General features: G+C 36.4%; 24 protein-coding genes. 14 read left to right on the forward strand and 10 right to left on the reverse strand.

The genetic code is table 11. From position 1 onward, the window contains the following. Positions 1-32 precede the first annotated feature (32 nt). A complete protein-coding gene (locus tag DRF59_RS10915) occupies positions 33-1,157 on the forward strand; it encodes a flavin reductase family protein (RefSeq protein WP_115959588.1) in 1,125 nt (374 codons plus the stop codon). Then, the gene (locus DRF59_RS10920) at positions 1,154-1,771 is read left to right on the forward strand and encodes a SanA/YdcF family protein (protein WP_115959590.1); all 618 of its coding nucleotides are present in this window, start codon (positions 1,154-1,156) and stop codon (positions 1,769-1,771) included. Before DRF59_RS10915 ends, DRF59_RS10920 begins: the two co-directional genes overlap by 4 nt. Here the strand turns inward: DRF59_RS10920 and tamL are convergent. Then, positions 1,768-4,377, reverse strand: coding sequence for a translocation and assembly module lipoprotein TamL (tamL, locus tag DRF59_RS10925; protein WP_115959592.1), 2,610 nt, complete (start codon positions 4,375-4,377; stop codon positions 1,768-1,770). The genes DRF59_RS10920 and tamL overlap by 4 nt on opposite strands. Here tamL and DRF59_RS10930 point away from each other — a divergent pair. Then, positions 4,363-5,088, forward strand: coding sequence for a TrmH family RNA methyltransferase (locus tag DRF59_RS10930; RefSeq protein WP_115959594.1), 726 nt, complete (start codon positions 4,363-4,365; stop codon positions 5,086-5,088). The genes tamL and DRF59_RS10930 overlap by 15 nt on opposite strands. A gap of 64 nt (positions 5,089-5,152) precedes the next feature. On the opposite strand, the gene DRF59_RS10935 is transcribed toward DRF59_RS10930, so the two are convergent. The 5 genes from DRF59_RS10935 to porQ form a co-directional block, all read right to left on the reverse strand. Beyond that, the gene (locus DRF59_RS10935; protein WP_115959596.1) at positions 5,153-5,650 is read right to left on the reverse strand and encodes a phosphoribosyl-ATP pyrophosphatase; all 498 of its coding nucleotides are present in this window, start codon (positions 5,648-5,650) and stop codon (positions 5,153-5,155) included. A gap of 3 nt (positions 5,651-5,653) precedes the next feature. Continuing rightward, positions 5,654-5,962, reverse strand: a complete 309-nt coding sequence (locus DRF59_RS10940; RefSeq protein WP_115959598.1) for a phage holin family protein — start codon at positions 5,960-5,962, stop codon at positions 5,654-5,656. A gap of 79 nt (positions 5,963-6,041) precedes the next feature. Continuing rightward, positions 6,042-6,392: a YtxH domain-containing protein gene (locus DRF59_RS10945; protein ID WP_115959600.1), complete on the reverse strand. Its 351-nt coding sequence runs from the start codon at positions 6,390-6,392 to the stop codon at positions 6,042-6,044. A gap of 94 nt (positions 6,393-6,486) precedes the next feature. After that, positions 6,487-7,161: a (d)CMP kinase gene (gene cmk / locus DRF59_RS10950; protein ID WP_115959602.1), complete on the reverse strand. Its 675-nt coding sequence runs from the start codon at positions 7,159-7,161 to the stop codon at positions 6,487-6,489. 71 nt (positions 7,162-7,232) lie between these two features. After that, positions 7,233-8,225, reverse strand: coding sequence for a type IX secretion system protein PorQ (gene porQ / locus DRF59_RS10955; RefSeq protein ID WP_115959604.1), 993 nt, complete (start codon positions 8,223-8,225; stop codon positions 7,233-7,235). A gap of 166 nt (positions 8,226-8,391) precedes the next feature. On the opposite strand from porQ, the gene pyrH reads away from it, so the two are divergent. From pyrH to DRF59_RS10970, 3 genes are all read left to right on the forward strand, one after another. Continuing rightward, complete coding sequence (pyrH, locus tag DRF59_RS10960; protein ID WP_115959823.1) at positions 8,392-9,099, forward strand: UMP kinase; 708 nt, start codon at positions 8,392-8,394, stop codon at positions 9,097-9,099. 116 nt (positions 9,100-9,215) lie between these two features. After that, positions 9,216-9,770 (forward strand): ribosome recycling factor, encoded by a 555-nt coding sequence (frr, locus tag DRF59_RS10965; RefSeq protein ID WP_115959606.1) that lies wholly within the window; start codon positions 9,216-9,218, stop codon positions 9,768-9,770. A gap of 198 nt (positions 9,771-9,968) precedes the next feature. Next, the gene (locus DRF59_RS10970; protein WP_115959608.1) at positions 9,969-11,030 is read left to right on the forward strand and encodes a 3-oxoacyl-ACP synthase III family protein; all 1,062 of its coding nucleotides are present in this window, start codon (positions 9,969-9,971) and stop codon (positions 11,028-11,030) included. Positions 11,031-11,096: 66 nt separating this feature from the next. On the opposite strand, the gene DRF59_RS10975 is transcribed toward DRF59_RS10970, so the two are convergent. The 4 genes from DRF59_RS10975 to DRF59_RS10990 form a co-directional block, all read right to left on the reverse strand. Further along, positions 11,097-12,554 carry an LptF/LptG family permease gene (locus DRF59_RS10975; protein ID WP_115959610.1) on the reverse strand — a complete coding sequence of 486 codons (1,458 nt, stop codon included), beginning with the start codon at positions 12,552-12,554 and terminating at the stop codon, positions 11,097-11,099. Between the two features lie 109 nt (positions 12,555-12,663). Beyond that, positions 12,664-13,311 carry a LolA family protein gene (locus tag DRF59_RS10980; RefSeq protein ID WP_115959612.1) on the reverse strand — a complete coding sequence of 216 codons (648 nt, stop codon included), beginning with the start codon at positions 13,309-13,311 and terminating at the stop codon, positions 12,664-12,666. A gap of 154 nt (positions 13,312-13,465) precedes the next feature. Continuing rightward, positions 13,466-13,927, reverse strand: a complete 462-nt coding sequence (locus DRF59_RS10985; protein WP_115959613.1) for a hypothetical protein — start codon at positions 13,925-13,927, stop codon at positions 13,466-13,468. A 163-nt stretch (positions 13,928-14,090) separates the two neighbouring features. Further along, positions 14,091-16,652 carry an FtsK/SpoIIIE family DNA translocase gene (locus tag DRF59_RS10990; protein ID WP_115959615.1) on the reverse strand — a complete coding sequence of 854 codons (2,562 nt, stop codon included), beginning with the start codon at positions 16,650-16,652 and terminating at the stop codon, positions 14,091-14,093. Between the two features lie 317 nt (positions 16,653-16,969). On the opposite strand from DRF59_RS10990, the gene DRF59_RS10995 reads away from it, so the two are divergent. The 8 genes from DRF59_RS10995 (at position 16,970) to DRF59_RS11030 (ending at position 25,353) form a co-directional block, all read left to right on the forward strand. Then, positions 16,970-17,530, forward strand: a complete 561-nt coding sequence (locus DRF59_RS10995; RefSeq protein ID WP_241505545.1) for a cysteine hydrolase family protein — start codon at positions 16,970-16,972, stop codon at positions 17,528-17,530. A gap of 67 nt (positions 17,531-17,597) precedes the next feature. Continuing rightward, positions 17,598-18,179, forward strand: coding sequence for a Crp/Fnr family transcriptional regulator (locus tag DRF59_RS11000; protein ID WP_115959619.1), 582 nt, complete (start codon positions 17,598-17,600; stop codon positions 18,177-18,179). Positions 18,180-18,218: 39 nt separating this feature from the next. Next, the gene (locus DRF59_RS11005; RefSeq protein ID WP_115959621.1) at positions 18,219-19,352 is read left to right on the forward strand and encodes a prolyl oligopeptidase family serine peptidase; all 1,134 of its coding nucleotides are present in this window, start codon (positions 18,219-18,221) and stop codon (positions 19,350-19,352) included. A gap of 239 nt (positions 19,353-19,591) precedes the next feature. Further along, positions 19,592-22,861, forward strand: coding sequence for a cytochrome c biogenesis protein CcsA (gene ccsA / locus DRF59_RS11010; RefSeq protein WP_115959623.1), 3,270 nt, complete (start codon positions 19,592-19,594; stop codon positions 22,859-22,861). A 208-nt stretch (positions 22,862-23,069) separates the two neighbouring features. Then, positions 23,070-23,936, forward strand: coding sequence for an SPFH domain-containing protein (locus DRF59_RS11015; protein ID WP_115959624.1), 867 nt, complete (start codon positions 23,070-23,072; stop codon positions 23,934-23,936). Positions 23,937-24,013: 77 nt separating this feature from the next. Further along, the gene (locus DRF59_RS11020) at positions 24,014-24,205 is read left to right on the forward strand and encodes an Arc family DNA binding domain-containing protein (protein ID WP_115959626.1); all 192 of its coding nucleotides are present in this window, start codon (positions 24,014-24,016) and stop codon (positions 24,203-24,205) included. A gap of 117 nt (positions 24,206-24,322) precedes the next feature. Further along, positions 24,323-24,712 carry a hypothetical protein gene (locus tag DRF59_RS11025; RefSeq protein ID WP_115959628.1) on the forward strand — a complete coding sequence of 130 codons (390 nt, stop codon included), beginning with the start codon at positions 24,323-24,325 and terminating at the stop codon, positions 24,710-24,712. Beyond that, positions 24,712-25,353, forward strand: coding sequence for a sigma-70 family RNA polymerase sigma factor (locus DRF59_RS11030; protein WP_115959630.1), 642 nt, complete (start codon positions 24,712-24,714; stop codon positions 25,351-25,353). Before DRF59_RS11025 ends, DRF59_RS11030 begins: the two co-directional genes overlap by 1 nt. Positions 25,354-25,513 lie beyond the last annotated feature (160 nt).

A 25,513-nucleotide genomic window follows, 5' to 3' on the forward strand; every position in this document is an offset into this window, starting at 1 on the left:
AAACTATTTTTTATCTATTTTTGAATTGCAGTATGGAACAACAAATCTATAAAGGGAAACTCGTACAGTTTCATTGGTTAAAAGTAGCGAAAAAGGAAGAACTGACCAAAAATACTTTTTCTCTGGAGTTTGAAATTCCTGAGAATCTGAAGGAATATTTCAAGTTTGAAGCGGGACAGTTTGTAAGCGTTAAATTTATGGCTCATGGTCTTGAAGTAATTCATGATTATTCAATGACTTCAGCTCCGTATGAGGGAAAAATATGTTTGGGAATAAAGATAAACTCTTCTGAAGGAGATACTTCTCAATTGTTTCACAATTATAATGTAGGCGATAAACTCCTTGTAAGTGAACCTGCCGGAAGGTTTACATTAGTATCTAAACCGAGTGAATTCAGGACTATTGTTGCTTTTGCAGCAGGTATTGGAATTACCCCGATATTAAGTCATTTTAAAAATATTCTCCATAATGAACCAAGAACAAGGCTATTCTTATTTTTTGGTAACAAAAGTTCTGAAGAGCTGATCTACAGGGATCAGTTAGATAATCTTGCCAGAATGTGCGGAGACAGATTACAGATTTTTTACTTTTTTTCTCAGGAGAAAACAGCTGACCAGTTTTTCTATGGCAGACTGGATGAGAAAAAATTGCATCTGATTATTAATCAGATTCTGCATCTGGACGATACTGACGAAGAATCTACAATCTGGGATGCTGTTGACGAAGTGTTGATCTGTGGCAAAGGAGAAATGATTAAAACTCTTGCGAATGCCTGTTATCATCATGGTATTCCTAAAAAAAATATCCATTTTGAACTTTTTGAAGAATATAATGATGATATTTATCCTGTAGAAAAGGAATTTCCACTCATTGAAAATATAGAAGTTGAGTTTACCATATTGGGTAAAAACTATACAACAATACTTCCTGATAATAAAGATAAAGTGCTTCAACAGCTTTTAAGTCAGAAATTTCCTGTTCCCTATTCCTGTAAGTCAGGAATCTGCGGAAGTTGTGAATGTTCCTTGGTAGAAGGGGAAGTAGAACTGCTTGAAAATGAATATTTAACTGAAAAAGAAGAGGCGCAGGGGCATATATTGGCCTGTATGTCGATTGCAAAAAGTAAAAAAATAAATCTTAACTTTGATCTTAGTTGAGAATATTTAAAAACATATTTGGGTTAGGAATTATATCGATAGAATTGGGAATTCTTTTGATATGCTTTTGTAATGTCTGGGTTTTCGGACTTACCAATGGGCGTACCTATACCAAAATATCCAAAATTCCGCCCCGGGAAATTGCATTGGTATTGGGAACATCTCCTAAAATGCGATCAGGGCTTTCCAATCCTTATTTTACTAAAAGAATGGATGCTGCGGCGCTTCTCTATCATCATGGAAAGATTAAAAAGATCATAGTAAGTGGTGAAAAAAGCAAAGGGTATAATGAGCCGGCTGCGATGAAAAATTATCTGGTCTATCAGGAAGGGGTTCCTGAAGATATTATTGTGGAAGATCCTAAAGGTTTTAATACCTATAAAAGTATACTCCGTTGTAAAGATGTATATAAAAAGAAGAATGTAATCATTGTGTCACAAGGTTTTCATAATCTGCGGGCTTTGTTTTTTGCAAGAAACAATGATATGAATGCATTGGGCTTTGATGCACAGGATGTCACCAAACCGGAAAGCTTCTACAGAAATCAGGCGAGGGAAATCCTCGCCCGTGTCATTGCTGTAGTTTACTTTATCTTAGGCGTTTCTCCAGATTAGAAAGGATATCCGAACGCGATATTAAGAGTAGGTTTGAAAGGCTGGAAGTTTTTGAACCTCCATCGGTCTCCTTCGGGTTTGTTAGGATCATAAATCTTATAAGCAAGATCTATTCTGGCGGTGATATATGCAATATTTATTCTTAATCCGAATCCGCTACCAATACCAACCTGTCCTAAAAATTTATTAAACTTAAATTCATCCGCATAGCCGTCATTATAATTTCGGAGGCTCCAGGTATTACCGATATCTGTAAATAAAGCTCCTTCATACATACTGTTGAATGGAATCCTGTATTCAATGTTCGTAGTAAGCTTTACATTATCGGTCATATAGGTACGCACTCTTTCATCCACCTGGGAATCTGCGGGACCCAACCCTCCGAATGCTACCCATGCCCTGATGTCATTGGATCCACCATTAAAGTAAGATTTAATGATAGGCATATCTTCAGAGTTGCCATATGGTATTCCGACACCAATGAACTGACGAAGCACCAAAGTCTGGTTTCCATTGAATTTAAAATACTTCCGGGCATCAATGTCAAACTTCACAAATTGGGCATAAGGAATTCCAAAAATGGTTTTTTGCGGCGAAGAAACCAGTCCGCCATCATTATCTTTTTTATTGAATATGCTTAAAATATTTCCGGCCAGTTCTACTTTACCATTGAAATAAAATGCATTAGGATAATCCTTTTTACCAATCTCATTATAAACGAAATTATAGATCATGGAAGATATAAGAACATCCTGTGTCTGTCTGTCCTTATTCACCAGTGTCCCCCTGAATGCTGTTAAAAGGTCATTTCCCTGCTGGTTGAGGGAATTCCGATAATCAGAATTTTCAATAATTTTTTTAGAAACATCATCAATACTCAGTAATCCATCACGGAAATCTTGTCCGGTTTGTGCAGTTTCCGGATTGAAGGCAAAATAATTATTAAAGATATCTTCTCGGATTTTGTTATCATTCGGGAAATAATCGTAATAAGCATCTTTATTTTTAGTTAAACTGACCTGGGTGTTAAATAAAGTAAGCTTATGGTATACCTGATCATTGATATTGGCCTGGTAATTTAACCCTGTGTTAAAGTTTGTTCTTCCAAGGCCTATGTTATTCTGAACTGAAGCTCCCAGCAGAATTGATGATGTAGGGGTATAGCGCTTAGGCAGGAATTTATAATAATTAAATGGCAGCAGCAGCCGCGGGAAATTCAGGGAAGCCTGGGCTGAAATTTCATAAGCTGTTGTTCTTTTATCAATATTTTGTGTACTTCTTATGGACCCAAACGTACCGGAAACACTTGTAGAAAGGTTTTCCGCCCCTCTGAATACGTTTCGGGTAGTAAGATCTATAGAAGGAGAGATTCCTAGATTCAATACCTGTGAATAATTGATATCCGTTCCCACTTTAAGATCATATTTGGGAAGGGGCTTTAATACATATAATACATCAACAATGCTGTCATTAGGAGAGGAGATTCCACCTTGTCTCAGAGAGTCTCTGGCTTTTATAATACTGAAGTTATTCATGGCCAGAAAGTTTCTTTTGGTAACATCCAGCTTTTTCTGATCATACATCTTTTTACTGTCTACTATCACCGCTCTCCATAAAGATGAAGTTTTATAATTATCATTTACTTTATGGAATCTTACCCTTCTTAAACTGTCCTTAACCGTATTTTTAGGATAATCACTGGGTTCATCTACAATGGCTATGTCTATATTTCCAAAAGTAGCCACTTTATAAGGACGGTCTAAAGAATCTTTGTGAATTTCCAGGGTCAGCGGGACCTGCTTTTTACTTTTCAGCGAATCTGCCACAAAGTAAACTTCATCATTGGAACTGTTGAATTTATAATATCCAAAATCTTTCATAAGATCCGTGATACGGGTTACCTCTTTTTCAAGAACCGTCTGATCGAGAACCTGGCCTGCACGAACCAATGTTTTATCCCGTTGGTGGGCATAAATATTCTTTATTCCCTGATCCGGAATATTATAATAATACTCTTTAATATACGTGGGGTCATTATGTTTAATGAAATAATTAACAGCTGCTTTTTTAGATGCGGAATCCAACTTGTGTTTAAATGTCACATCTGCATCCCAGAAACCTCTGTAAATAAGCCTTTTTTTGATAGATTCAGCACTTTTTTCACTCCTTGACTGATCCAGGATTACAGGGGGTGTACCCCAACTATGTAACACACGGTCCAGGAACAGGCTTTTTCCTATACTGCTTTTCATATTATATTTAATGAACAATGAATCCCTGAGCTTTTGATTTCTCATCTCACGGGGATAGGTCATATATTCATTAAGTATAGTATCATATTTAGGATCGGCCATATTATAAAAAGCCAATGTAAGAGGCATGAAAAGAAGCTGTTTTTTGTTAGGTTTCTGCTGAACGTAATCTTTCAGTTCTTCATCAAAGAATTCCTTCTTATCCCCAAACTCAAAGCTGTTTCTGGTCAGAAGGTATTCGCCATCCGGAACCTTTTTTGTCGTACTACAAGCATAAAGGAGACCAACAAATGTTGCAAATGAGATAATTTTATAATATTTTTGAGGAGAATTCTTATAATGCTTACAGCTCATACAATAAAAATTTTACAGTCTTTAGATAAAAAGAAGTTCAGACAAAAATACAATTTGTTTTTGGTTGAAGGTAATAAAATCATTTGTGAACTTTTTAATTCTGATATTAAAATTAAAGAAATATATTCAACGGATCCACAAAAATTGGGCCGTACAGATATCCCAGTTACTCATATCTCTGAAAATGAGTTAAAAAAAATCAGCTTTCTTAAAAATCCAAAGGATTCGGTTGCAGTATGTTATCTTGTTCCGGAAGAAAAAGCGGGAGATAAGGATATCCAGCTTGTTCTGGATGGTATTCAGGATCCCGGAAATTTAGGAACCATTATCCGGCTGGCAGACTGGTTTGGCATTGAACAGATCATTTGCAGTGAGGATACCGTGGATTTTTATAATCCGAAAGTTATTCAGGCTACGATGGGATCTTTTATCAGAGTGAATACGGTGTATACAAATCTTATTGAATATCTTTCTGAAACAAAGAATATAAATATCGGAACGGATATGGAAGGAGAGAGTATTTATACTTTTCAAAGGCCTGAAAAGATAAATCTGATCCTGGGAAATGAAGGAAATGGTATGCGTCCGGAAACTGAAAAGCTTCTTCAGAAGAGTATCAGTATTCCAAGATTTGGAAAATCCCGGTCTACAGAAAGCCTGAATGTATCCATGGCTGCAGGGATTATTTTAGGACAGCTGTTCGGGAAATAAAAATCAGACATCAGATTTCAGACCCGATTATTATAATATTTCTGAAATCTGATGTCTTAGGGTCTTATATCAGCTGTTCCATACTTGAAACGCTTTTGTTTTTCTGGTATACTTCCAGTTTTTTTCTGACAAATTTTAGTGCAATAGGAGCAAGGTATATTAGGGCTGCGCCTATCAGTTTCTTCTTCCAGTTGGAGCTTTTCATATTCTTTTTGGCATAGTTTCCTACAATGGCGGTAACTCCCAGCTTAATGAGGCCGTCTGTAATATTGCCTTTAAACGCAGTACTGGCAAGTCCTACTGCTGTATTTTTACTGATGAGGAGGTCTTTTACTTCTGAAGTAAGCTGTCTTGCAATAACATCCTTTCTCAGGACTACCTTTTCATCACCATCTTCATCTATTTTTTCCTGAAGATACTGATCGGTTAGTCCATTGGTAAAAGCGCTTAAACTTTCCTTGGTATTCTTGAAGGTAAGAAGGTTTTCCAGGTCACTGATCTCACTTTGAAGCAGCTTTTTCTTTCTTCTCAATTCTTCTATGCTTTCGTATTTTCTGCTCATAGTTTAGTGATTTAAAAATTTAATAACCTGATCTGCAACAGCATTTACAATTTTATTTTTAAAAGCAATGACAAAAGCCATTACAACGGCATAAAATGCAGCTACAATTAAAAATCCATAGGAATAGTTATCCAATGCTTTGCCAATGAGAAATGCAATTCCAAAATTGAAAAGAATAATAAAAAAAGCAAAAGCAACAAGCAGTACTACAAAGTAGGTAATGAGCCCGGCAGAAAGAGAAGACTTTTCGGTAGCTTCAATTTTAAGAAGATCTATTCTCTTTGAGGCATATTCTTTAATAGTCTCTATCATTGTTTTTTTTTAAAGTTACAAAAAAAGGAACTTTCGCACAAAAGTTCCTTTCTGTAATTTACTCAAAAAGATAAATTACTTATTTTTTAAGATCGTTCAGTTCTGCCTCTACATCTTTTACCACATCTGCTGTTTTTGAAACAATCTGATCTTTATACTTATCATATCCGTCTTTCACAGTATGTGCAACGTTATTTGCTGTTTCTTTGAAAGTAGAAGAAATATTACTGTACTGGTCCTTTACTTTTTCTGAAACTTCTCCGTATTTATTTTTAGCCTGATCTTTTAAGTCACTGGCTTTGTTTTTAATCTTCTTTCTCGTTTCCTTTCCTTCTTCCGGAGCATAAAGCATTCCTAAGATTACACCTGCTGCAGCTCCTGCAAGAAGCCCTGCTAATATACCTGCTGTATTTTTTCCTTTTCTAGACATTTTAAGTTTTTTAATAGTTAATAATAGATTAGTTTTTACAGTATAAAACTTACAATTTGCATACCAAAGGAGGTATTAGGCCTATTAAAAATTGTTAAATCTTCCGAATGTATGACAGCATAAGTTTTATTGTTTCTTCTTTTGTTAATTCAGAATTGTCGATTACAATAGCATCTTCGGCTTGTTTTAAAGGAGCTATTTCCCGTTCACTGTCGATTTTATCTCTGTCAATAAGGTTTTGCTTTACCTGTTCTTTGTCCGCATCAATTCCCATTCCTTTTAGTTCAAGAAATCTTCTGTTTGTTCTTTCATCAATACTGGCAGTAAGAAAGAACTTATAGTCAGCATTTGGCAGAACTACTGTCCCTATGTCACGTCCGTCCATAATAACACCCCCTTTTTCTGCCAAAGAGCGTTGGGATTGCAGTAAAAAGTCTCTTACTTCTTTTTGTTTGGCTACGACACTGACATTATCAGAAACTTCATGAGTGCGGATTTCTTTGGAGATATCTGTATTATTAAGAAAAAGAACCAGGGTGTCTTCTTCATTTTTAAATTCAAGTTTAATCTGATCCAAAGAAGAAAACAAAGCTTTCAGATTTATTTCTCCGTTTTCATTCCGGCAATGCTGCAATGCATACCAGGTAATCCCTCTGTAAAGGGCGCCGGTATCCATATGAATAAGTCCTAATTGATCAGCAATGACTTTGGAAATAGAGCTTTTTCCGGTAGACGAGTACCCATCAATAGCTATTACAGGTTTTTTCATACTGCAAATTTCAAGATTTTTTTTAGAAAATCAAGAAATAATAAGAAATTTTAGAAGGGATTGAAATTATTTTATTCTCCTCTATGTCCGGAAAGGTCCATAGAAATTCCTATTTGGTTGACATTGGATGAGTTGTGATATCTCACATGTGCATAATCTATCCTGAACATGGAAACCTTTACCCCGAACCCGGCAGACAACCCTGAAAAATTTCGCTGATCTGCTACAGCAAGTTCATTACCTCTTTTAACATTGTAACCTAACCTGATGTTAAAGTTCTTTTCCGGAAACAGTTCTGCACCCAGGGAAAAATGATCAGCAATTTTTCTGCCGGCATTCACTTTCTGACCATCCACGTTGTATTCGGAAGAAATATCAAATTGCTGAAGATCGTGTGCTGTAATGGTTATTGCCAGAGGGAAATTCTTTAGTATTCTGGTATATCCCAGGTCTACCCTGAACGGAAGATTTTCTCTTACCCCATTAAAAGATTTCAACTGAAATCCAAAATTCCGCAGGACCAGAGAAAGAGCTTCCTTATTTTTTTTATTATGATAGGTAATCCCGGCAGTTCCGGAAATTGCAGAGGAAGTATAATTATCGATTTTTGAAGTAACAAAATTAATTCCCCCGCCAATAGTCCAGTCTTCTTCAAACTGATAGGCATAGCCTGCACCAATAGCTACATCAGAAGCTTTAAACTCTCCATTTTCAAAACCACTTTCGTCTGTTCTCGGAATACTTCCGTAACTCATATATCTCGCATTGATTGTTGCCATGTGGCCGTTATCAAAATCTTTAGCATAAGCTATCGTCCCGTATTTGGAATCGGCAAGATAAGCAGTAGCATTTACAGAGAGCTGTTTATCAGAGTCTTTGTTAAGGAGGGCAGGATTTGCAATAGCAAAGGAAACATCATAATCTCTTATAGAAATCGCATCACCGCCTAATGCGGCTTGTCTTGCAGATACAGGTACATTTAAGAATGGATAAACATTTGTTCCTGTTTGCGCATAAGAAACAATTCCTGATAGAAATAATGAAAAAATGATAATTTTCTTCAATTCAATTTATAATTAATGCAAAAATAATCCTTTTTCGTACTTTTCAAAATATTTCTTGCATTATTTGTAATTAAATATTTTTCTTTTATCAATATTTTTAATGATTATATTTGCAAAGTCAAATTTCGGAGAAAGCAACTCTGGTAAATCTTTATTAAAAATTAAAATGAAATATAAAAGAATCCTTCTGAAACTAAGTGGTGAGGCCTTAATGGGTAACAGACAATATGGTATTGACAATGAAAGGCTGCAGGAATATGCTGCAGAAATCAAAAAAGTTGTAGATAAAGGTTGTGAAGTAGCGATTGTCATTGGAGGAGGAAACATTTTCCGTGGTGTAGCAGGAGCAGCAAAAGGAATGGATAGAGTGCAGGGTGACTATATGGGAATGCTTGCAACGGTAATCAATGGAATGGCTTTGCAGGGAGCATTAGAAGATGCAGGAATAAAAACAAGACTTCAGTCTGCCATTGAAATGGATAAAGTAGCAGAGCCTTTCATCAAAAGAAGAGCGGTAAGACACCTTGAAAAAGGAAGAGTGGTAATTTTTGGGGCCGGAACAGGAAACCCTTATTTTACTACCGATACAGCAGCAACTTTAAGAGCAATAGAAATCGGAGCTGATGTGATCTTAAAAGGAACCAGAGTAGATGGAATCTATGACAGTGATCCTGAGAAAAATGCCAATGCCGTAAAATACAATTCATTATCTTTCGACGAAGTATTTGAAAAAAACCTTAAAGTAATGGATATGACAGCATTTACTCTGAGCCATGAGAATAAATTGCCTATTATTGTATTCGATATGAATAAAGAAGGAAATTTACAGAGAATTGTGGAAGGGGAAAATGTGGGTACTTTAGTTGATTTATAAAAGAAATTGTGAGCAGTATATAAGGTAATAAATGATATTGCTTATTGCTCAGAACATCACCTTTTTTAATCATCATCTATCACAAAATGTGTAACCTATCAAATTTTTATTATATAATGGAAGAATTAGATCTAATATTAGAATCTGTAAAGCAGGACATGGATGCAGCTATTAAGCACTTGGATCATGCATTTCAAAAAATCAGGGCAGGACGTGCTTCTACAACAATGGTTCAGGATGTAATGGTGGAATACTACGGAGCGCTGACTCCTATTAACCAGGTTGCCAACATTTCTGTTCCAGATGCCATGACAATTTCTATTCAACCGTGGGACAGAACTGCAATCAATGCAATTGAAAAAGCAATCATCAACTCTAACTTAGGTTTTGCACCTTCTAATAACGGGGAGAATATTATCCTTAATGTTCCGCCTTTGACTGAAGAAAGAAGAAAGGAATTGGCAAAACAGGCTAAAGCTGAAGCTGAACAGACTAAAGTAACTATAAGAAACGCAAGACAGGACGGTTTAAAAGAGTTGAAAAAGCTCGAAGGTGTTTCTGAGGATGTTGTAAAAGGAGTGGAAGAGGAAATCCAGACCTATACAGACAAATATGTTAAGCTTTGTGATGAGCATCTTAAGACAAAAGAAGCTGAAATTATGAAAGTATAATTTCAGGTTTCAAGGTATAAAAAAGAGGTTTTTCCATGAAAACCTCTTTTTTTATTTCCTATAGTTTTAAATACTATGCTTGTCAGAGCATTTATTTTTTTTCTGCTATAATATATTGATTAAAATTTGCGTTATCTCAGTATATTTATAAAAATAATTTCTGTAATATTTATTGAAGCAGAAAAATAATACATTAAATTGATGACTAAAATTATTGGTGTAGGAAACTACATTCCATCTGAAACAATTACCAATCTGTTTTTTGATAATCACATCTTTCTGAATGAGCAGGGAGTTTTACTAAAAGAAAATAATGCCTCTATTACAGAAAAGCTAAAGAAGATTACGGGTATTGAGGAAAGAAGATATGCGCATCACAGTCAGGTAACATCTGATCTGGGGGTTATTGCAGCTCAGCTTGCGATTGAGAATGCAGGAATAGATCCTGAAACACTGGATTATATTATTTTTGCCCATAATTTCGGAGATGTTCGTTTTGGAACTGTTCAGTCCGATATGGTGCCTAGTCTGGCGGCGAGGGTAAAACATCTGTTAAAGATCAGGAATAATTTTTGTGTTGCTTATGATCTGCTTTTTGGATGTCCGGGTTGGATTGAGGGCGTGATACAAGCCAATGCATTCATTAAGTCCGGTATTGCCAGGCGTTGTCTGGTAATTGGTGCCGAGACACTTTCCCGTGTTGTGGATATTCATGACCGTGACAGTATGATCTACGCTGATGGTGCAGGCGCTGCCATTTTAGAAATGAGTAATAATGATAATTCCGGAATACAGTCTCATTTGTCTGCATCTTATACATACACCGAAAAAGACTATTTATACTTTGGGAAATCCTATAATAATGACAGATGTCCTGATACCAGGTATATCAAAATGGATGGCCGGAAAATATATGAATTTGCTCTTTCGAATGTTCCTGTAGCGATGAAGAAGTGTCTGGACGATAGCGGGTATTCCATCCAGCAGCTTAACAAGATCATTATCCATCAGGCGAACGAAAAGATGGATGAAGCAATTGTCGGTAGATTTTACCAGCTGTATGGTATTCCTGTCCCAGAAAATATCATGCCTATGGTCATCCATAAACTGGGGAATAGCAGTGTGGCAACAATACCATCTCTTCTGGCAATGATTTTAAAAGGAGAACTGGAACAGCATCAGATTAATAACGGAGATATTGTTTTATTTGCTTCTGTCGGTGCAGGCATGAATATTAATGCATTTGTGTACAGGTTCTAAAGTACAGAAGGAAGCTTCAACTGCCTTTTTTCATTATAAAAGCCCGGAATTTCCGGGCTTTTATAATTATTGATATCTTTCGTGTTCTTTGTTTTTGGAAAACCTTTTGGTGATTGGTTTAAACAGTGCTTTATATTTTTCTGCATCAAATAGCTGTGAATCTGTCAGTGCCTTATAGGTCATCCATACTCCAAAAGGAAGAAGGACCAGATTGGGCAGCCATGCTGCCAGATAAGGGTTCATTTTTCCACTCCATGATAAATTCTCTACTCCAACATTCATAACATAGAAAATGATAAAAATAACAATGGCTATAATCACAGGAAGTCCCATACCTCCTTTTCTGATAATAGATCCCAAGCTGGCTCCAATCAGGAAAAAGATGATACAGGTTACAGAATAAGACACAATTCTCTGCTGGTAGATCACAATTTTACTGAAATATTTAACATTGGTACTGAATTCTGTTTTCTTATTTTCCAGTGAAGATTTCAGATTATCCAGTCTGTTATATGAATTATAAATGATTTCAAGTTTTTTATCTCCTTTTACCGTATCCAGTTTTACCTGGGCTTTAGGAGCTACTTTATGTTTATTGCCTTTATCCATATAAGCTACGACTGAATTGGTTTGTCCCAACACATCTGTGCCGATATTATCAAAAAAAAGCTGATTATCTTTCTTATTTTTAGCAATGGTTTTATTGAGCTGTCCGTAGGTCTGGAAGCGGTAATCATCCGTGATTTGTTCTTTTTCAATAGCCTGATTGATGATCTCGCTAATGTCAAAATGAGAGGTTAAAGTATCAAACTTAATGGCCTGGTCCGGCTGTTTCATTCTTACATTTTCCCCTTTTCCGGCAAAGTTGTCTTCAAATACATAACCATTATGCAGAACAAGTTTTAAAAAATTTTTATTCGCTGCCGGAACAAATTTCCCTTTTTCAGCCACAATAGACTGTTGGTTTTCGTAAGTATTGGCTTTTCTGTGAACAAAAACCCCTTCAATATTTTCTCCGTTTTCTCCGTATATTTTGTCAAACTTAACCATATATCCCGGAATCTGATCAATGAACTGTCCCGGGGTAAAATTAAGCGCGGGTTTCGTCTGAGCGATATTAAAAAGCATGTTTTTCGCCTTTTTCTGAAAGTCCGGAATAATATTATTGGAAAAAAAGAACAGCATAACAGCCAGTACTGTAGAAACTCCTAAAAGGGGAGTCATTACCCTGGTCAATGAAATCCCTGCTGCTTTCATGGCTGCAAGCTCGTACCTTTCTCCAAATTCCCCGAAGGACATAATACTTGCCAATAGAATTGTAAGCGGCAGTACCATACTGATAACGCTTACACCAAGATAAAAAAGAAGTTTAAGGATCTGCCAGTAGCTCAGTCCTTTTCCCATAAATTGCCCTAACTGAACCCAGATAATGTTTACAATAAAGATGAAAAACAATACGCTGAATATAAAGAAAAACGGTCCAAAGAAGGTTTTTATGATATATCGGTCTAGTATTTTTAACATGCGCCAAAATTAATCAAAAAGCCGCAGATTTTACTTGCGGCTTTTATATTTTGTTATTTTTTTAACTTAAAATCACATTGGTCTGTTTCCAGGCGTGATTTCCTGTATCTTAAAGTTCTGTAATTACGTAGTTTTTATACTTATTCTTGTCAAAAACAAACATATTGGGATCCAGATCCTGATTTTCCTTATATTCTTTAATAGCAATCACGGCAACATCTTTATTACTTCCATGCTGTTCAAGCTTTACCATTTGTTTTTTTGCAGAATCTACAAATAGGTAAACGTATTTTATCCCGTTTGCTTTTACCGGTGTCAGTTTAATAAAATCAGCATTCACACCATTTACTACTTTCTTCCCGTTATAGGTGACATTGTAATCGTTTCGGTATGTACCCAGATAGTTGATAGGAGAGAAGAGGGCGCTGCTTCCATTAGGTTTTGCAATGGTTACTTCCATATCATCCGCATTGATGTTATAGATTTTGTTTCCATCAAAAATCTGCTCGGTATCCATAATCTTCAGTTTATACTTATCTCCTGCTGCATAATAAATTCCGGGTTCTGTTTTGGTGACCTGCCCGTTAAGACCACTTCCAAAAGAAAATTTGAAATAAGAATTCTTTTTAGAATTGTAATTGGCTGTAATATCATCCAATATTTTTTTAGCCTTTGCATCAATTTTTTGAGCATTTGCCATACCTACTGCACTTACAACGAAACTTCCTAATATAACTTTTGAAATAATATTTTTCATTTTTTTTTATTTAATAATCTTTAGACATTCTTAATCTCCAAAGGTTAAAGCTCTTCGCTTTTTCCTTAACTATGCAAATCTTTCAAAAACCATTCCAATAACGGAAGACTGCCTATTTACAGCCTTTTTTGTTAGAAATCTGTACATGTCCCAGTTAATTTCTCTCGGGTCTGTAAACATACTTATCAAAATTTTTGGGAAGTACATTCGTGACAGTTAACCGGTTGGATGTAATCGTAGGTTCAATATTAATTACTTTAGTATTTTCATCAACCTCTACCTGATGTTTACTTCTCATATTTACCATATCGATATGAAGGGCTGTAAATTCATATTTTCCTTTTGGTAAATCAATGACCAGATATTCTTTTGGTCTGATCTGTCCGAGGGATTTATTGTTAATCCATATATTAAGTCTTGCCGTGTTATCCACAGCATGCAGGAATCCGGCTCCGTTATAGATCAGTATTTTGCCGTTTCCTAAATTACCGGTATCCACATTGTCTATTTTTACCGTACTGTATTCACTGGGAATAGACTTCAAAGCGCATGAAGTTAAACTTACTGCTGATGAAAGAAAACATAGTTTAATAATGTGTGTTTTTAGAAATTTCATGATAGATGAGTTTAATGGTTATTTTGTTTTTTATATTTTCTGATTTCTTAACAGATGGCTATAATGTCACTAATTATTTGATATCGTTCTTCTACACTGAACCATAACAGACTGCTGAAAGCAGCAGTCTGAACATGATTTTTTCCTTAGTTTCTATAATTAACTAGTTTCTTAAATCTTCTAAAAACTGTTCCAGAGAGTGCAGGTCACTAATGAGAACTTCTCTTGCTTTAGCACCATTAAATCCTCCTACAATACCGCTTGCTTCCAGTTGGTCCATAATTCTTCCGGCTCTGTTGTATCCAAGTTTCAATTGTCTCTGGAGCATGGAAGTAGATCCCTGCTGGGTAGAAACAATAATTCTTGCTGCTTCTTCAAATAAGGCATCTTTCTCATTCGGATCAAAGGCTCCTACTGAACTGGTAGAATCTTCAGAAACATATTCAGGAAGTAAGAATGCAGAAGCATAACCTTTTTGTTCTCCGATAAATTCTGCAATTCTTTCCACCTCAGGAGTATCCACAAAAGCGCACTGAAGTCTTAAGATTTCATTACCATTGAAATAAAGCATATCTCCTTTACCGATCAGCTGATCAGCGCCCGGAGAATCAAGAATGGTCCTTGAATCCACACTGGAAATTACTCTGAAAGCAGCCCTTGCCGGGAAGTTGGCTTTGATCATCCCGGTAATTACATTTACAGAAGGTCTCTGTGTAGCAACAATAAGGTGAATCCCTACAGCTCTTGCAAGCTGTGCCAGTCTGGCAATCGGTAATTCCACTTCTTTTCCTGCTGTCATGATCAGGTCGGCAAATTCGTCTACTACCAGGACTATGTAAGGCAGGAAACGGTGTCCGTTTTCAGGGTTTAATTTTCTTTCGGCAAACTTTTTATTATATTCTTTCAGGTTTTTACAGAAGGCATTTTTAAGAAGGTCGTATCTTGTATCCATCTCAATACACAGAGAGTTCAGGGTATTGATTACCTTATTGGTATCAGTGATAATTGCTTCTTCAGCATCCGGCAGCTTTGCAAGGTAGTGTCTCTCGATTTTTGAATATAATGAAAGCTCTACTTTTTTGGGATCAACCATTACGAATTTCAATTCACTTGGGTGCTTTTTATACAGGAGAGAAGTAAGAATGGCATTAATACCTACGGATTTACCCTGTCCGGTTGCCCCTGCCATCAATAAGTGAGGCATTTTCGCCAAATCGGCCATGAAAATCTCATTGGAGATGGTTTTTCCGAATACTACCGGAAGGTCCATATCGGTATTTTGGAACTTCTGAGAAGCAATTACAGAACGCATGGAAACCATTGTAGGATTTTTTCTCGGTACTTCAATACCAATAGTTCCTTTTCCCGGCATAGGAGCAATAATCCTGATCCCTAAAGCTGAAAGGTTAAGAGCAATATCATCCTGTAATTTTTTGATGGCTGCTACCCTGATTCCGGCTTCGGGAACAATTTCATATAAAGTGACTGTTGGTCCTATTGTAGCTTTGATTTCTGCAATACCTACATTGAAGTTTTTGAGAAGTCCAACGATCTTATTCTTATTTTCTTCCAGCTCCTCTTTATTGATAGATATTTCTTCACTGCCATAATCTTTAAGCAGGTCTACCGGAGGCATATGGAAATTGGCAAGGTCTAATTTATGATCATACAATCCATGTTTTTCCACAAGCTCCTGTGATTTTTTATCCGAATCATCCAATACGTCAATAACGGGTGCTACTTCTACATTGAATTTTATATTTTCCTGTGCCGGTGAAGTATGAACAGAAGATGGGGCAGAAGGTCTGATATCAAAAGCCTCTTCCGGACTGGATACCGGAACAACAGGTTTTGTATTAAGGTTCAGGCTAACCGGTTGTATTACCTCTTTTGTGTCTTCAAAAGAAGTATGGTTAGGAGTTATGATCGTTTCTATATCTGTAGAAACCGGAACCTCGGGGAATCCTTTGGGAACATTTACCGGTTCCTGCTCTTTGTTGTTATTGGTAAATGGAGAATTGGTTACCTCACTTACTTTAACATTCGGAATAATATCTTCGGATTCTTCTATTTCTTCTTTCAGTTCTTCATCAGCTTCAAAATCTACATTGGAATCAGGCATCATGGCTTTTACTTTTCCAATGGTATTTTCATTGATCTTATTCAGTTTGGCTTTGACAGAACTTGGGCGAAGGTTGAACTCCAGAATAAAATATAAAAGGATGCTGGCTGCAAGGACGGTCCATAAACCTACGGACCCGATGATAGCGTTCAGATAGTCCATAATCTGATAACCATATACCCCGCCAAGAACACCCTGTCCTTTGGTAAGAGCCCCCATAAAGATAGGAAGCCAGCAGATAAAAAACAGAGAGTGGCCAATAGTTTTCCATGGCTTAAATATTTTCTTTTTAAGGATAAGGGTTCCTACTACAAGGAATAAGAAAGCAATAATGAATGATGCAATACCGATACTTTCAAATATGAAAATATTTCCAAGCCAATCCCCGGCTTTACCAAAAATATTAGAAGACTTTATACTCTTGTCAAGCATTGTTCCTGCCTGGCTCTGATCTGATTTCCAGTTCATCAGATAGGAAATGAAAGAGAAAGTAAGAACTAATGAAAAAAGTATAAAAGTAAGCCCGAAAAATATACGCGGCTTAGATAATATTCTGCCTTTTTCCGGCGATTCAGTCTGTTTTTTTTGTGTCTTTTTATCCATAATATCTATATCGCAAATTTAATGTTTTTTCAACACTAAAAGAATCTTTTTTTACTTAATGAACGCGAAATTTAGGGTTATTTTTTTGAATATATACTGAATTTAAGAAATGATTTTTTAGGGTTCACAGAATTCTCTTTCTAAAACATTAATACTGAATTGTATTTTTTGAACTAGTTCAAATGTCAGGAGTTACAGCCTTTTTAATTTTGCCCCATAAGATTTAAAAAACGATGGGAAACACCTGTAAAAGAATTCTGGTTTTATGGATGACTTTAATTTCATTAATATCAGTTAACGCACAACAAAAAAGAAAAATGGAAAACACGGCATTATTAATTATTGATGTACAAAATGATTATTTTCCGGGAGGGAAAATGACTCTGGACGGCGCAGAAGTAGCAACAAAGAATATCCGGCAGATGTTAGATTATTTTAGAAAGCATGATCTTCCTGTCATTCACATCATGCATATTTCTACAAATGAAGGAGCCACATTTTTTATTCCGGATACTCCAGGGGTGGTTTTCAATTCACGGGTTACTCCACAAGAGAGTGAGAAAGTTATTGTTAAGCACTTTCCAAACAGCTTCAGAGAAACTGAGCTTCTTGAATATCTTAGGGCGAACAGTATCAAAAATCTGGTCATTACAGGAATGATGACAGATGTCTGTGTGGAAGCCACGGCGAGAGCAGCTTTTGATTTTGGATTCAGTAACACTATCATCGGTGATGCTACAGCAACAAGAAATCGTGAACTGAACGGGGAAGTCGTAAAAGCAACAGACGTACAAAAATCCTTTTTAGCAGGGATCTCTGCTCTTGGAGATCTGTATGCCCGCATCGTCAATACCAGTGATTTCTTAAATGAAAAATAACTTAACATAACTTGGTATCTTAAAGGTGTCAATAATTTTGATACCTTTATTTTGTTTAAAAGAAGCAATGTTTGATCTACTTTATAAAAATATAAGCAGGTATATTGATCTTCCGGAAGAAGAGTTCAATCGGTTTGCTGCTCCATTTCAGCTTAAAAAGTTTAAAAAGAAAGAAATTGTACTTTCTGAGGGGGATTATTGTCTCTTTGAAGGATTTGTGACCAAAGGATGCTTTAAAATATATTATCTGAACGAAAATGGTTTTGAGCAAACATTATATTTTGCTGTTAAAGAGTGGTGGATTACTGATATAGACAGCCTGGTTAACCATGTCCCGGCAATATTGAATATTGAAGCCCTTGAAGATAGTGAAGTTCTGATGATTTCAAAAAGAGACAAAGATTATCTGTATAAAACCATACCTCAGATCGAAAAATTGTTCAGAATCATGAATCAGAAATCATCGGTTGCCCTGCAAAGGAGAATTTTATCCTTAACAGGTAAAACTGCCGATAAGCGGTATCTGGAATTTCTCCGTAAGTACCCGGGGCTTGAACAAAAGCTTACTCAACAACAAATCGCTTCCTATCTGGGAATCACTCATGAATTTTTGAGTAAAATCCGGAAAAAGATAGCTTTAGAAGAATAGACAATTTCTTAATTGTTTATTTTTGAAATTAAAAATAGCATGAAAATTCTGATTTTATTGTGCCTGATATCTTCTTCTGCAGCATTTTCCCAATCCTCCGAAGAATTGATGAGAATGGCTTCTGCAGATTTAAAAGCAAAAGACTACTGCTCTGCATCTGCAAATTTTAAAAAGGCTTTTGAGGAGAAAACTGAGGCAGGTATCTATGAATATACCAGTGCTGCTTTAGCTGCAGCCAATTGTAACGATTTGCAGAGAGCAGTCGGATGGCTGAAAAAAAGTTATGATCTCGGATTTGGGAAGAGCCGGGAGGAGATTAATTTGCTAAAAACAGATCCAGGCTTTAAAGCTCTCTCGCAAAATAATGAATTTCAATCTCTTTTAGCAGGAATGGAGGACAGGCTTGCCAGGAAAGAGGAGTTTAAGAAAAAAGAAGCAGAACTCTGGAATAAGGATATTATCAGTAATCAGATTAAAGAGAAAACTCCTTTTAATGAGGCTCATCCGGGATTTGCTTTGTATTTTACCGATGTAAATGGCCTGAAGGTTCCTTATATTGTATTTGTTCCTAAAGGATATAAAGTATCAAAACAAACAAAGGCGATTGTTTATCTGCACGGTGGAGTTAATTCGCTTTCTGATTTTTATTATAGGAATGCTGATGTTAAAACAGAACCTATTTTCTCTGTAGGGGAAAATTTTAATTCTATTGTTATATATCCTTTTGCTAAAAAGGATTTTGGATGGGTAGATCAGAAAATGGCATTTGAAAATATTTTTACCATCATTCAGGATGTTGAAAAAAAGTACAACATAGATAAAACCAGAATCTATCTTGGAGGCATGTCCAATGGAGGAACGGCTGCCTTTTGGTTTGCTTCACAACAGGAAACACCGTTCAGAGCATTTTATGCATTTGCCCCGAATCCGGTATTGAATATCGGCGAAATCAGGTTTGAAAATATTACAAAAGAACATCCGTTGTATAGCATAAGCTCAAAAGACGATCTTGTATTCAGTTATGATACTGTTCTGAGCATTTATAACAAAAATAAAATAAAGGCAAAAGGATGGAAGTTTCAGACTATTGAGACAGGAACTCACGGATTTATCTATAACCCTGAAATCAATAAAGAACTCCTGAGCCGTTTCTTTTCTGAGGTTTTAAAATAAATAATCCTGAACTGTTAAACGGGTCTGGAAAAAGAAAAAATAGAGACTTTCGATGATCGGCATAGTCATAATAAATCTGGATTTAACCTGTTTTTAAAATTGAATTTTTCCTAATGTTTTCAAGCTTATTAAGAATGTTTCAAAATAAGCGAAACAAGGCTCAAAATGATAAAAAACAGCTTTTTTTAACTTCTTTGTAGTTTATCATCCTTATTTTTGCATGTCAAGTACAATAAATCATGAAGAAGCTCCAAGATATTCTTATCTCAACCAGGACAATGGCTGTTTTGTTACTGGTGTACGCATTCGCGATGGCCTATGCAACGTTCTTAGAAAACGACTACGGAACTCCTACAGCAAAAGCATTAATTTATGAAGCCAAGTGGTTTGAACTGATCATGGTCCTGCTTATCCTTAACTTCATAGGAAATATCGGAAGATACAGACTGTGGAAAAAAGATAAGTGGCCGGTTCTTGTTTTCCACCTTGCCTTTGTTTTCATTTTCATCGGGGGTGCTATCACAAGATACATCAGCTTCGAAGGACAAATGCACATCAGAGAAGGTGAAACTTCCAATGAAATCGTAACGGATAAAAATTTCTTTAAAATCCAGATCGAAGAAAAGGGTGATGTGCTTAATTATCAGGATGTACCTTATCTGATGTCTCCGTTACACAAAGATTTCAAAGCAACTTATGATTTCCATGGAAAAGAGATCAAGGTTTTTGCTAAAGAATATATTCAAAGAAAAAAAGACAGTCTTGTAGCTGAACCAAACGGGGCAGAATATCTTCATCTGGTTTCTACCGGAAATACCGGAAGACAAAATATTTACATCAAACCAGGGGAGACAAAGTCGATCAACGGAACTTTGGTGACATTTAACAGAGCTATTGAAGGAGCCGTTGAATTCAAAAATGAAGGAGGAAAATTATTCATCAAGACTCCTGTAAATGCAAGCTACATGACCATGGCTACACAGGCTACAGGAAATACTGTAAAAGATGAATTCCAGCCACTGGCTTTAAGAAGCTTATACACGATCAACGAACTGAAACTGGTTGTTCCTGAAGGTCTTAAAAAAGGAAGACTGATCGCTGTTGAAGGAGACAGGAAGAAAGATGTAAATGTTCCTGATATGCTTCAGATTGAGCTTCAGGGACCAAAAACAAAACAGATTGTTGATCTTTCTGTTGAAAGAGGAAATCCGAATGCTTACAAGCAGGTTACGATGGATGGTTTAAACATTATGGTAGGTTTTGGACCTAAAGTATACAACACACCTTTTGCATTAAAACTGGATGATTTCGTAATGGAAACTTATCCGGGAAGTTCATCTCCGAGTGCTTACGAGAGCCACGTAAAAATCATTGACGAAGGCAAAGAAACTCCTTATAAAATCTATATGAACCACGTTCTTAATCATAAAGGATACCGTTTCTTCCAGTCGAGTTTTGACCCGGACAGAATGGGAACCGTTCTTTCTGTAAATCACGATTACTGGGGAACTTTAATTTCTTATATCGGATACGGACTTTTATTCTTAGGAATGTTTGTGATCTTTTTCTGGAAAGGAACCCATTTCTGGAAACTGAATAAAATGCTGGTTGATGTCAATAAAAAGAAAGCAGCAGGTATACTTTTAGTGCTTTTAAGTTTAGGTTTAAATGCACAAAAAATTGAAACTCACGGAACAACAGATGGAAGCAGAGAACATATCCATGTAGAGGGTGATAACCATTCTCATGCTCCGGCTCCGTCTGCCCAGTCGCTTGATGGTGCTGCTCCAAAACAGAACTCCCTGGCAACTCCGATGGCGAAAATGAGATCAATTTCTCCTGACGAAATTATTGCCAGAAACAGAATCAGCAAAGAACATGCTGATAAATTCGGATATCTTTTGGTTCAGAACTTTGAAGGAAGAATTGTTCCTATCAATACAGAAGCATTAGATGTTTTAAGAAAACTTTACAAAAAAGACGAATTTAAAGGAACAGACGGGAAGTCTCTTACTGCCAACCAATGGTTCCTTTCTATCAATACAGACACACCGAGCTGGACCATGGTTCCGATGATCAAAGTAGGAACCAAAGGAGGTGATGAACTGAAGAATAAAACAAAGGCAAATGAAGATGGCTACACCTCTTTAATGAACCTTTTCCCTGCAGATGCAAACGGTAATCTTAGTTATATCCTGGAACATGACTATAATACGGCATTCCGTAAAAAACCGGCTGAACAGACGAACTATGATAAAGAAGTAATTGCTGTAAATGAAAGAGTACAGATCTTCAATGAGTTTTTCAGTGGTCAGTTTATGAGAATTGTTCCTGTGAAAAATGATGCGAATCACACATGGCATTCATGGTTAGATCAGAAATTTGAACCGGACATGGAATCTCAGCAGGTAATGGGTCCTTACTTTGCAGAAGTTCTTACGGCTCAAAAAACAGGTGACTGGAGCAAAGCAGATGCAGAACTGGTAAAGCTTTCAGACTATCAGCAGAAATGGGGAAAAGCGGTTGTTCCTGCAAAATCTAAAGTAGATCTTGAAGTGTTTATGAATAAAGTAAATATCAACTTCAAATTATTGATTTTCTATACCCTTATCGGGGGACTTCTTTTGATCCTCGGATTTGTAGAGCTATTCAAATCCGGTAAAATATTAAATAAGATAATTAAAGTGATTATTGCTGTTGGGATTGTAGGATATCTTTGTCATTTCCTTGGTCTTGTGGCAAGATGGTATATCTCCGGACACGCACCGTGGAGTAACGGATATGAAGCTATTATCTTTATTTCATGGGTAGGTATTACGGCAGGGCTGTTGCTTTACAGGAACTCCAATGCATTAATTCCTGCTGCAGGATTTATGGTTGCGGTAATTATGATGGGATTCGCACACGGAGGCTCTGCTCTTGATCCGCAGATCACTCCGCTTGTTCCGGTATTGAAATCTTATTGGCTGATCGTTCACGTTGCAATTATCACTTCCAGTTATGGTTTCTTTGCCCTGTCTATGATTATTGCTGTAATTTCCCTGGTATTTTACATTATTTCAAGCAAGGATACTTATAAAATCCATCACGATACAACGTTGAAAGAACTGGCAATTGTTTCAGAAATGTCTTTGACAATAGGCCTTTTTGCTTTAACGGTAGGAAACTTCCTGGGAGGAATCTGGGCTAATGAATCATGGGGAAGGTACTGGAGCTGGGACCCGAAAGAAACATGGGCTTTTATCTCTATCATGGTCTATGCATTTGTACTGCATATGAGACTAGTTCCGGGACTGAGAAGCAGATGGGCATTTCATGTAGCAACAATGTTCGCATTCTGCTCCATGGTAATGACTTATTTTGGGGTAAATTACTATCTGAGCGGGCTTCATTCCTATGCAGCAGGTGATCCGGTACCGGTGCCGGCCTGGGTGTATATCGGAATTTCAACAATGATTGTTTTATCAGCAGTTTCCTATTTCAAGTTTAAAATATTAACAAAGAAATAAAAAGCTTAATCCTATAAAATTAAATCCCGGAAATTTTACTTCCGGGATTTTTTTGTGCTAAAAATGATAGTATATAAAGATTTCTCTTCCTTTAGTGTCTGTTCAGCCATCTCCGGAATTCCCTAAAAACGTATTATGTTACAACTCAACATTTGAAAAATTAATACTATCTTTATGATATCAAATTAATATCAAATTAAAATCAATCATGGAAAAAACATTAAAACCCATGTCAGGTTATCTGACACTGGTTATCTGTCTGGCATTGTTTGCTGTTTCGGTCTATTTTTTTATTTCCGGGGTAGACCAGAGTGTTGCCTATGTTGTGATTGCAATGCTTTGCTTTTTGCTTTCATGCTTTTTCTTAAAAGGGCTGATGATTATCCAGCCTAATCATTCAAGGGTATTGAATTTCTTTGGAAAATATGTGGGAACGGTAAAAGAAAACGGACTTTTCTTTATCAATCCCCTTTATTCTTCCCAAAGAATAAGTCTCCGTTCTGAAAATCTTCAGGGACAGACCCTTAAAGTTAATGATAAAATGGGAAATCCCATTGAAATCGCGGCTGTAATCGTTTGGAAAGTAGGGGACACCTATAAGGCTGCTTATGAGGTGGAAAGGTATACTGAGTATGTAAGAATGCAGAGTGAGGCAGCGGTAAGACATCTTGCAGTAAGTTTTCCTTATGATAATCTTGAGGATGAGCATGCTGATATTACCCTCAGAGACGGAGGAGATCAGGTAAATAAAATCCTGGAACAGGAATTATTGGAAAGGTTGGCTCCGGCAGGAATTATCATTCAGGAAGCAAGAATTACCCATCTGGCATATGCTTCTGAAATTGCGGGTGCTATGCTCCAGCGGCAACAGGCAACCGCTATTGTGGCAGCAAGAACCAAAATTGTTGAAGGAGCTGTAGGAATGGTTGATCTGGCCCTGAAAAAGCTTTCTGAGGATAATATTGTAGAGCTTGATGATGAGAGAAAAGCGGCAATGGTAAGCAATCTGATGGTTGTTTTGTGTGGAGAAAAAGCTGCTACCCCGATTTTAAATGCCGGTACACTTTATAATTAATTAAAGTAAAGAATTGATTGTCGAATACATTGTAGATTTTCTCTGCAAGTCGGATAATTACGTTAGAGAAATTTAAAATGAAATCAGAAAAAGTTCAAAACTCTTCGGAAAACAAAGGAAAAAAATCGTTTGTGATAAGAATTGATGAGTCTACCTATAAACTCCTGGAAAAATGGGCAAATGATGAGTTCAGGAGTGTTAACGGCCAGATTGAATATTTGCTGCATCAGAGTCTCGTGAACTCAGGAAGAAAGAAAAAAGAAGAGTAGCGAGGATATGCAAAGGCTTTGGTATATAAAATGATGTTTAGTTAAAAAGTTTGTAACCTTTTTATTTCAGCCTGACTCTATTATTACAGAAGTTCAGTTTAACCAAAAAAAATAAAAATGGAAATACTACAACAAAAACAAATTGTCCGACAGGTTTTTAATGTTTTAAAGATGGTCTTTGTAATCGTTCCTGTCGTGGCAGGATTAGACAAGTTTACTAATATTCTTTGCCAATGGACACAGTATATCAGCCCTTTCTTACTTGATCTTTTACCATTTTCAGGTGAAACTTTTATGATGATTGTAGGAATTATTGAAATTATTGCAGGAGTTTTAGTTTTTTTTAATCCAGGAACGGGCGGACTTGTGGTGTCAGCGTGGCTGGTTTTAATTGCATTGACATTACTGGCAGGCTGGAAGTTTACAGATGTTGCCGTCAGGGATCTTGTTATGGCAATTTCAGCCTTTTCAATGCAAAGACTTGCTTTAATTTTTGACCATAAATAATGAAAGCCGGGGAAAAATACACAGACAGGGAGTTAATTGATAAGATCCTGAATAATGAAACGGCAGTGTTTGAACTGATTATCAGAAGGAATAATTCTTATCTGTATCGTATCGGAAGAATGTACCGTTTTAGTCATGAAGATACTCAGGATTTGATTCAGGAAACCTATATAGAAGCATTTATTCATCTGCATCAGTTTGAAAACAGATCCTCTTTCCGGACATGGATTTCCAGAATAATGCTTCATCAATGCTATCGGAAAACACAGAAATGGAGTTCGAAGCATATTATGCCTCTTGAAAACAACACTAAGGTTTCTGAAAATCTGTATAATTCTGAAACATTCGCCCAAGTTATGAACAAGGAATTAAATTCAGTAATTGAGAAGAGTCTGCTTGCCATTCCGGAAGATTATAGAATAGCTTTTACCTTAAGAGAAATTAATGGATTAAGTGTTCAGGAAACAGCAGAAGCAATGGAAATCAGTGAAGGTAATGTAAAAACCCGCGTTAGCAGAGCTAAAGCCTATCTGAGAAAGGAAATAGAGAAATATTATATCAAAGATGAAATTTTTGAATTCAATTTAATCTATTGTGATGAAATAGTGAACCGGGTAATGCGTAAAATAAAAGAAATATAGTTCTTATTTAAAAAAGAAAGCTGAGAAACTCTCTCAGCTTTTTTATTTAATACAACTCTGGAGAGTATCAGCTCCAAAGTAGAATATAACAAGCCAAATCAAACCTTTAATGGTAAAGAAAGCAAATCCTGCCCATCCCACACGCTTGAACCACTTTTTA

Origin of the sequence: Chryseobacterium flavum (assembly GCF_003385595.1) — a bacterium.
GTDB lineage: Bacteria > Bacteroidota > Bacteroidia > Flavobacteriales > Weeksellaceae > Chryseobacterium > Chryseobacterium flavum.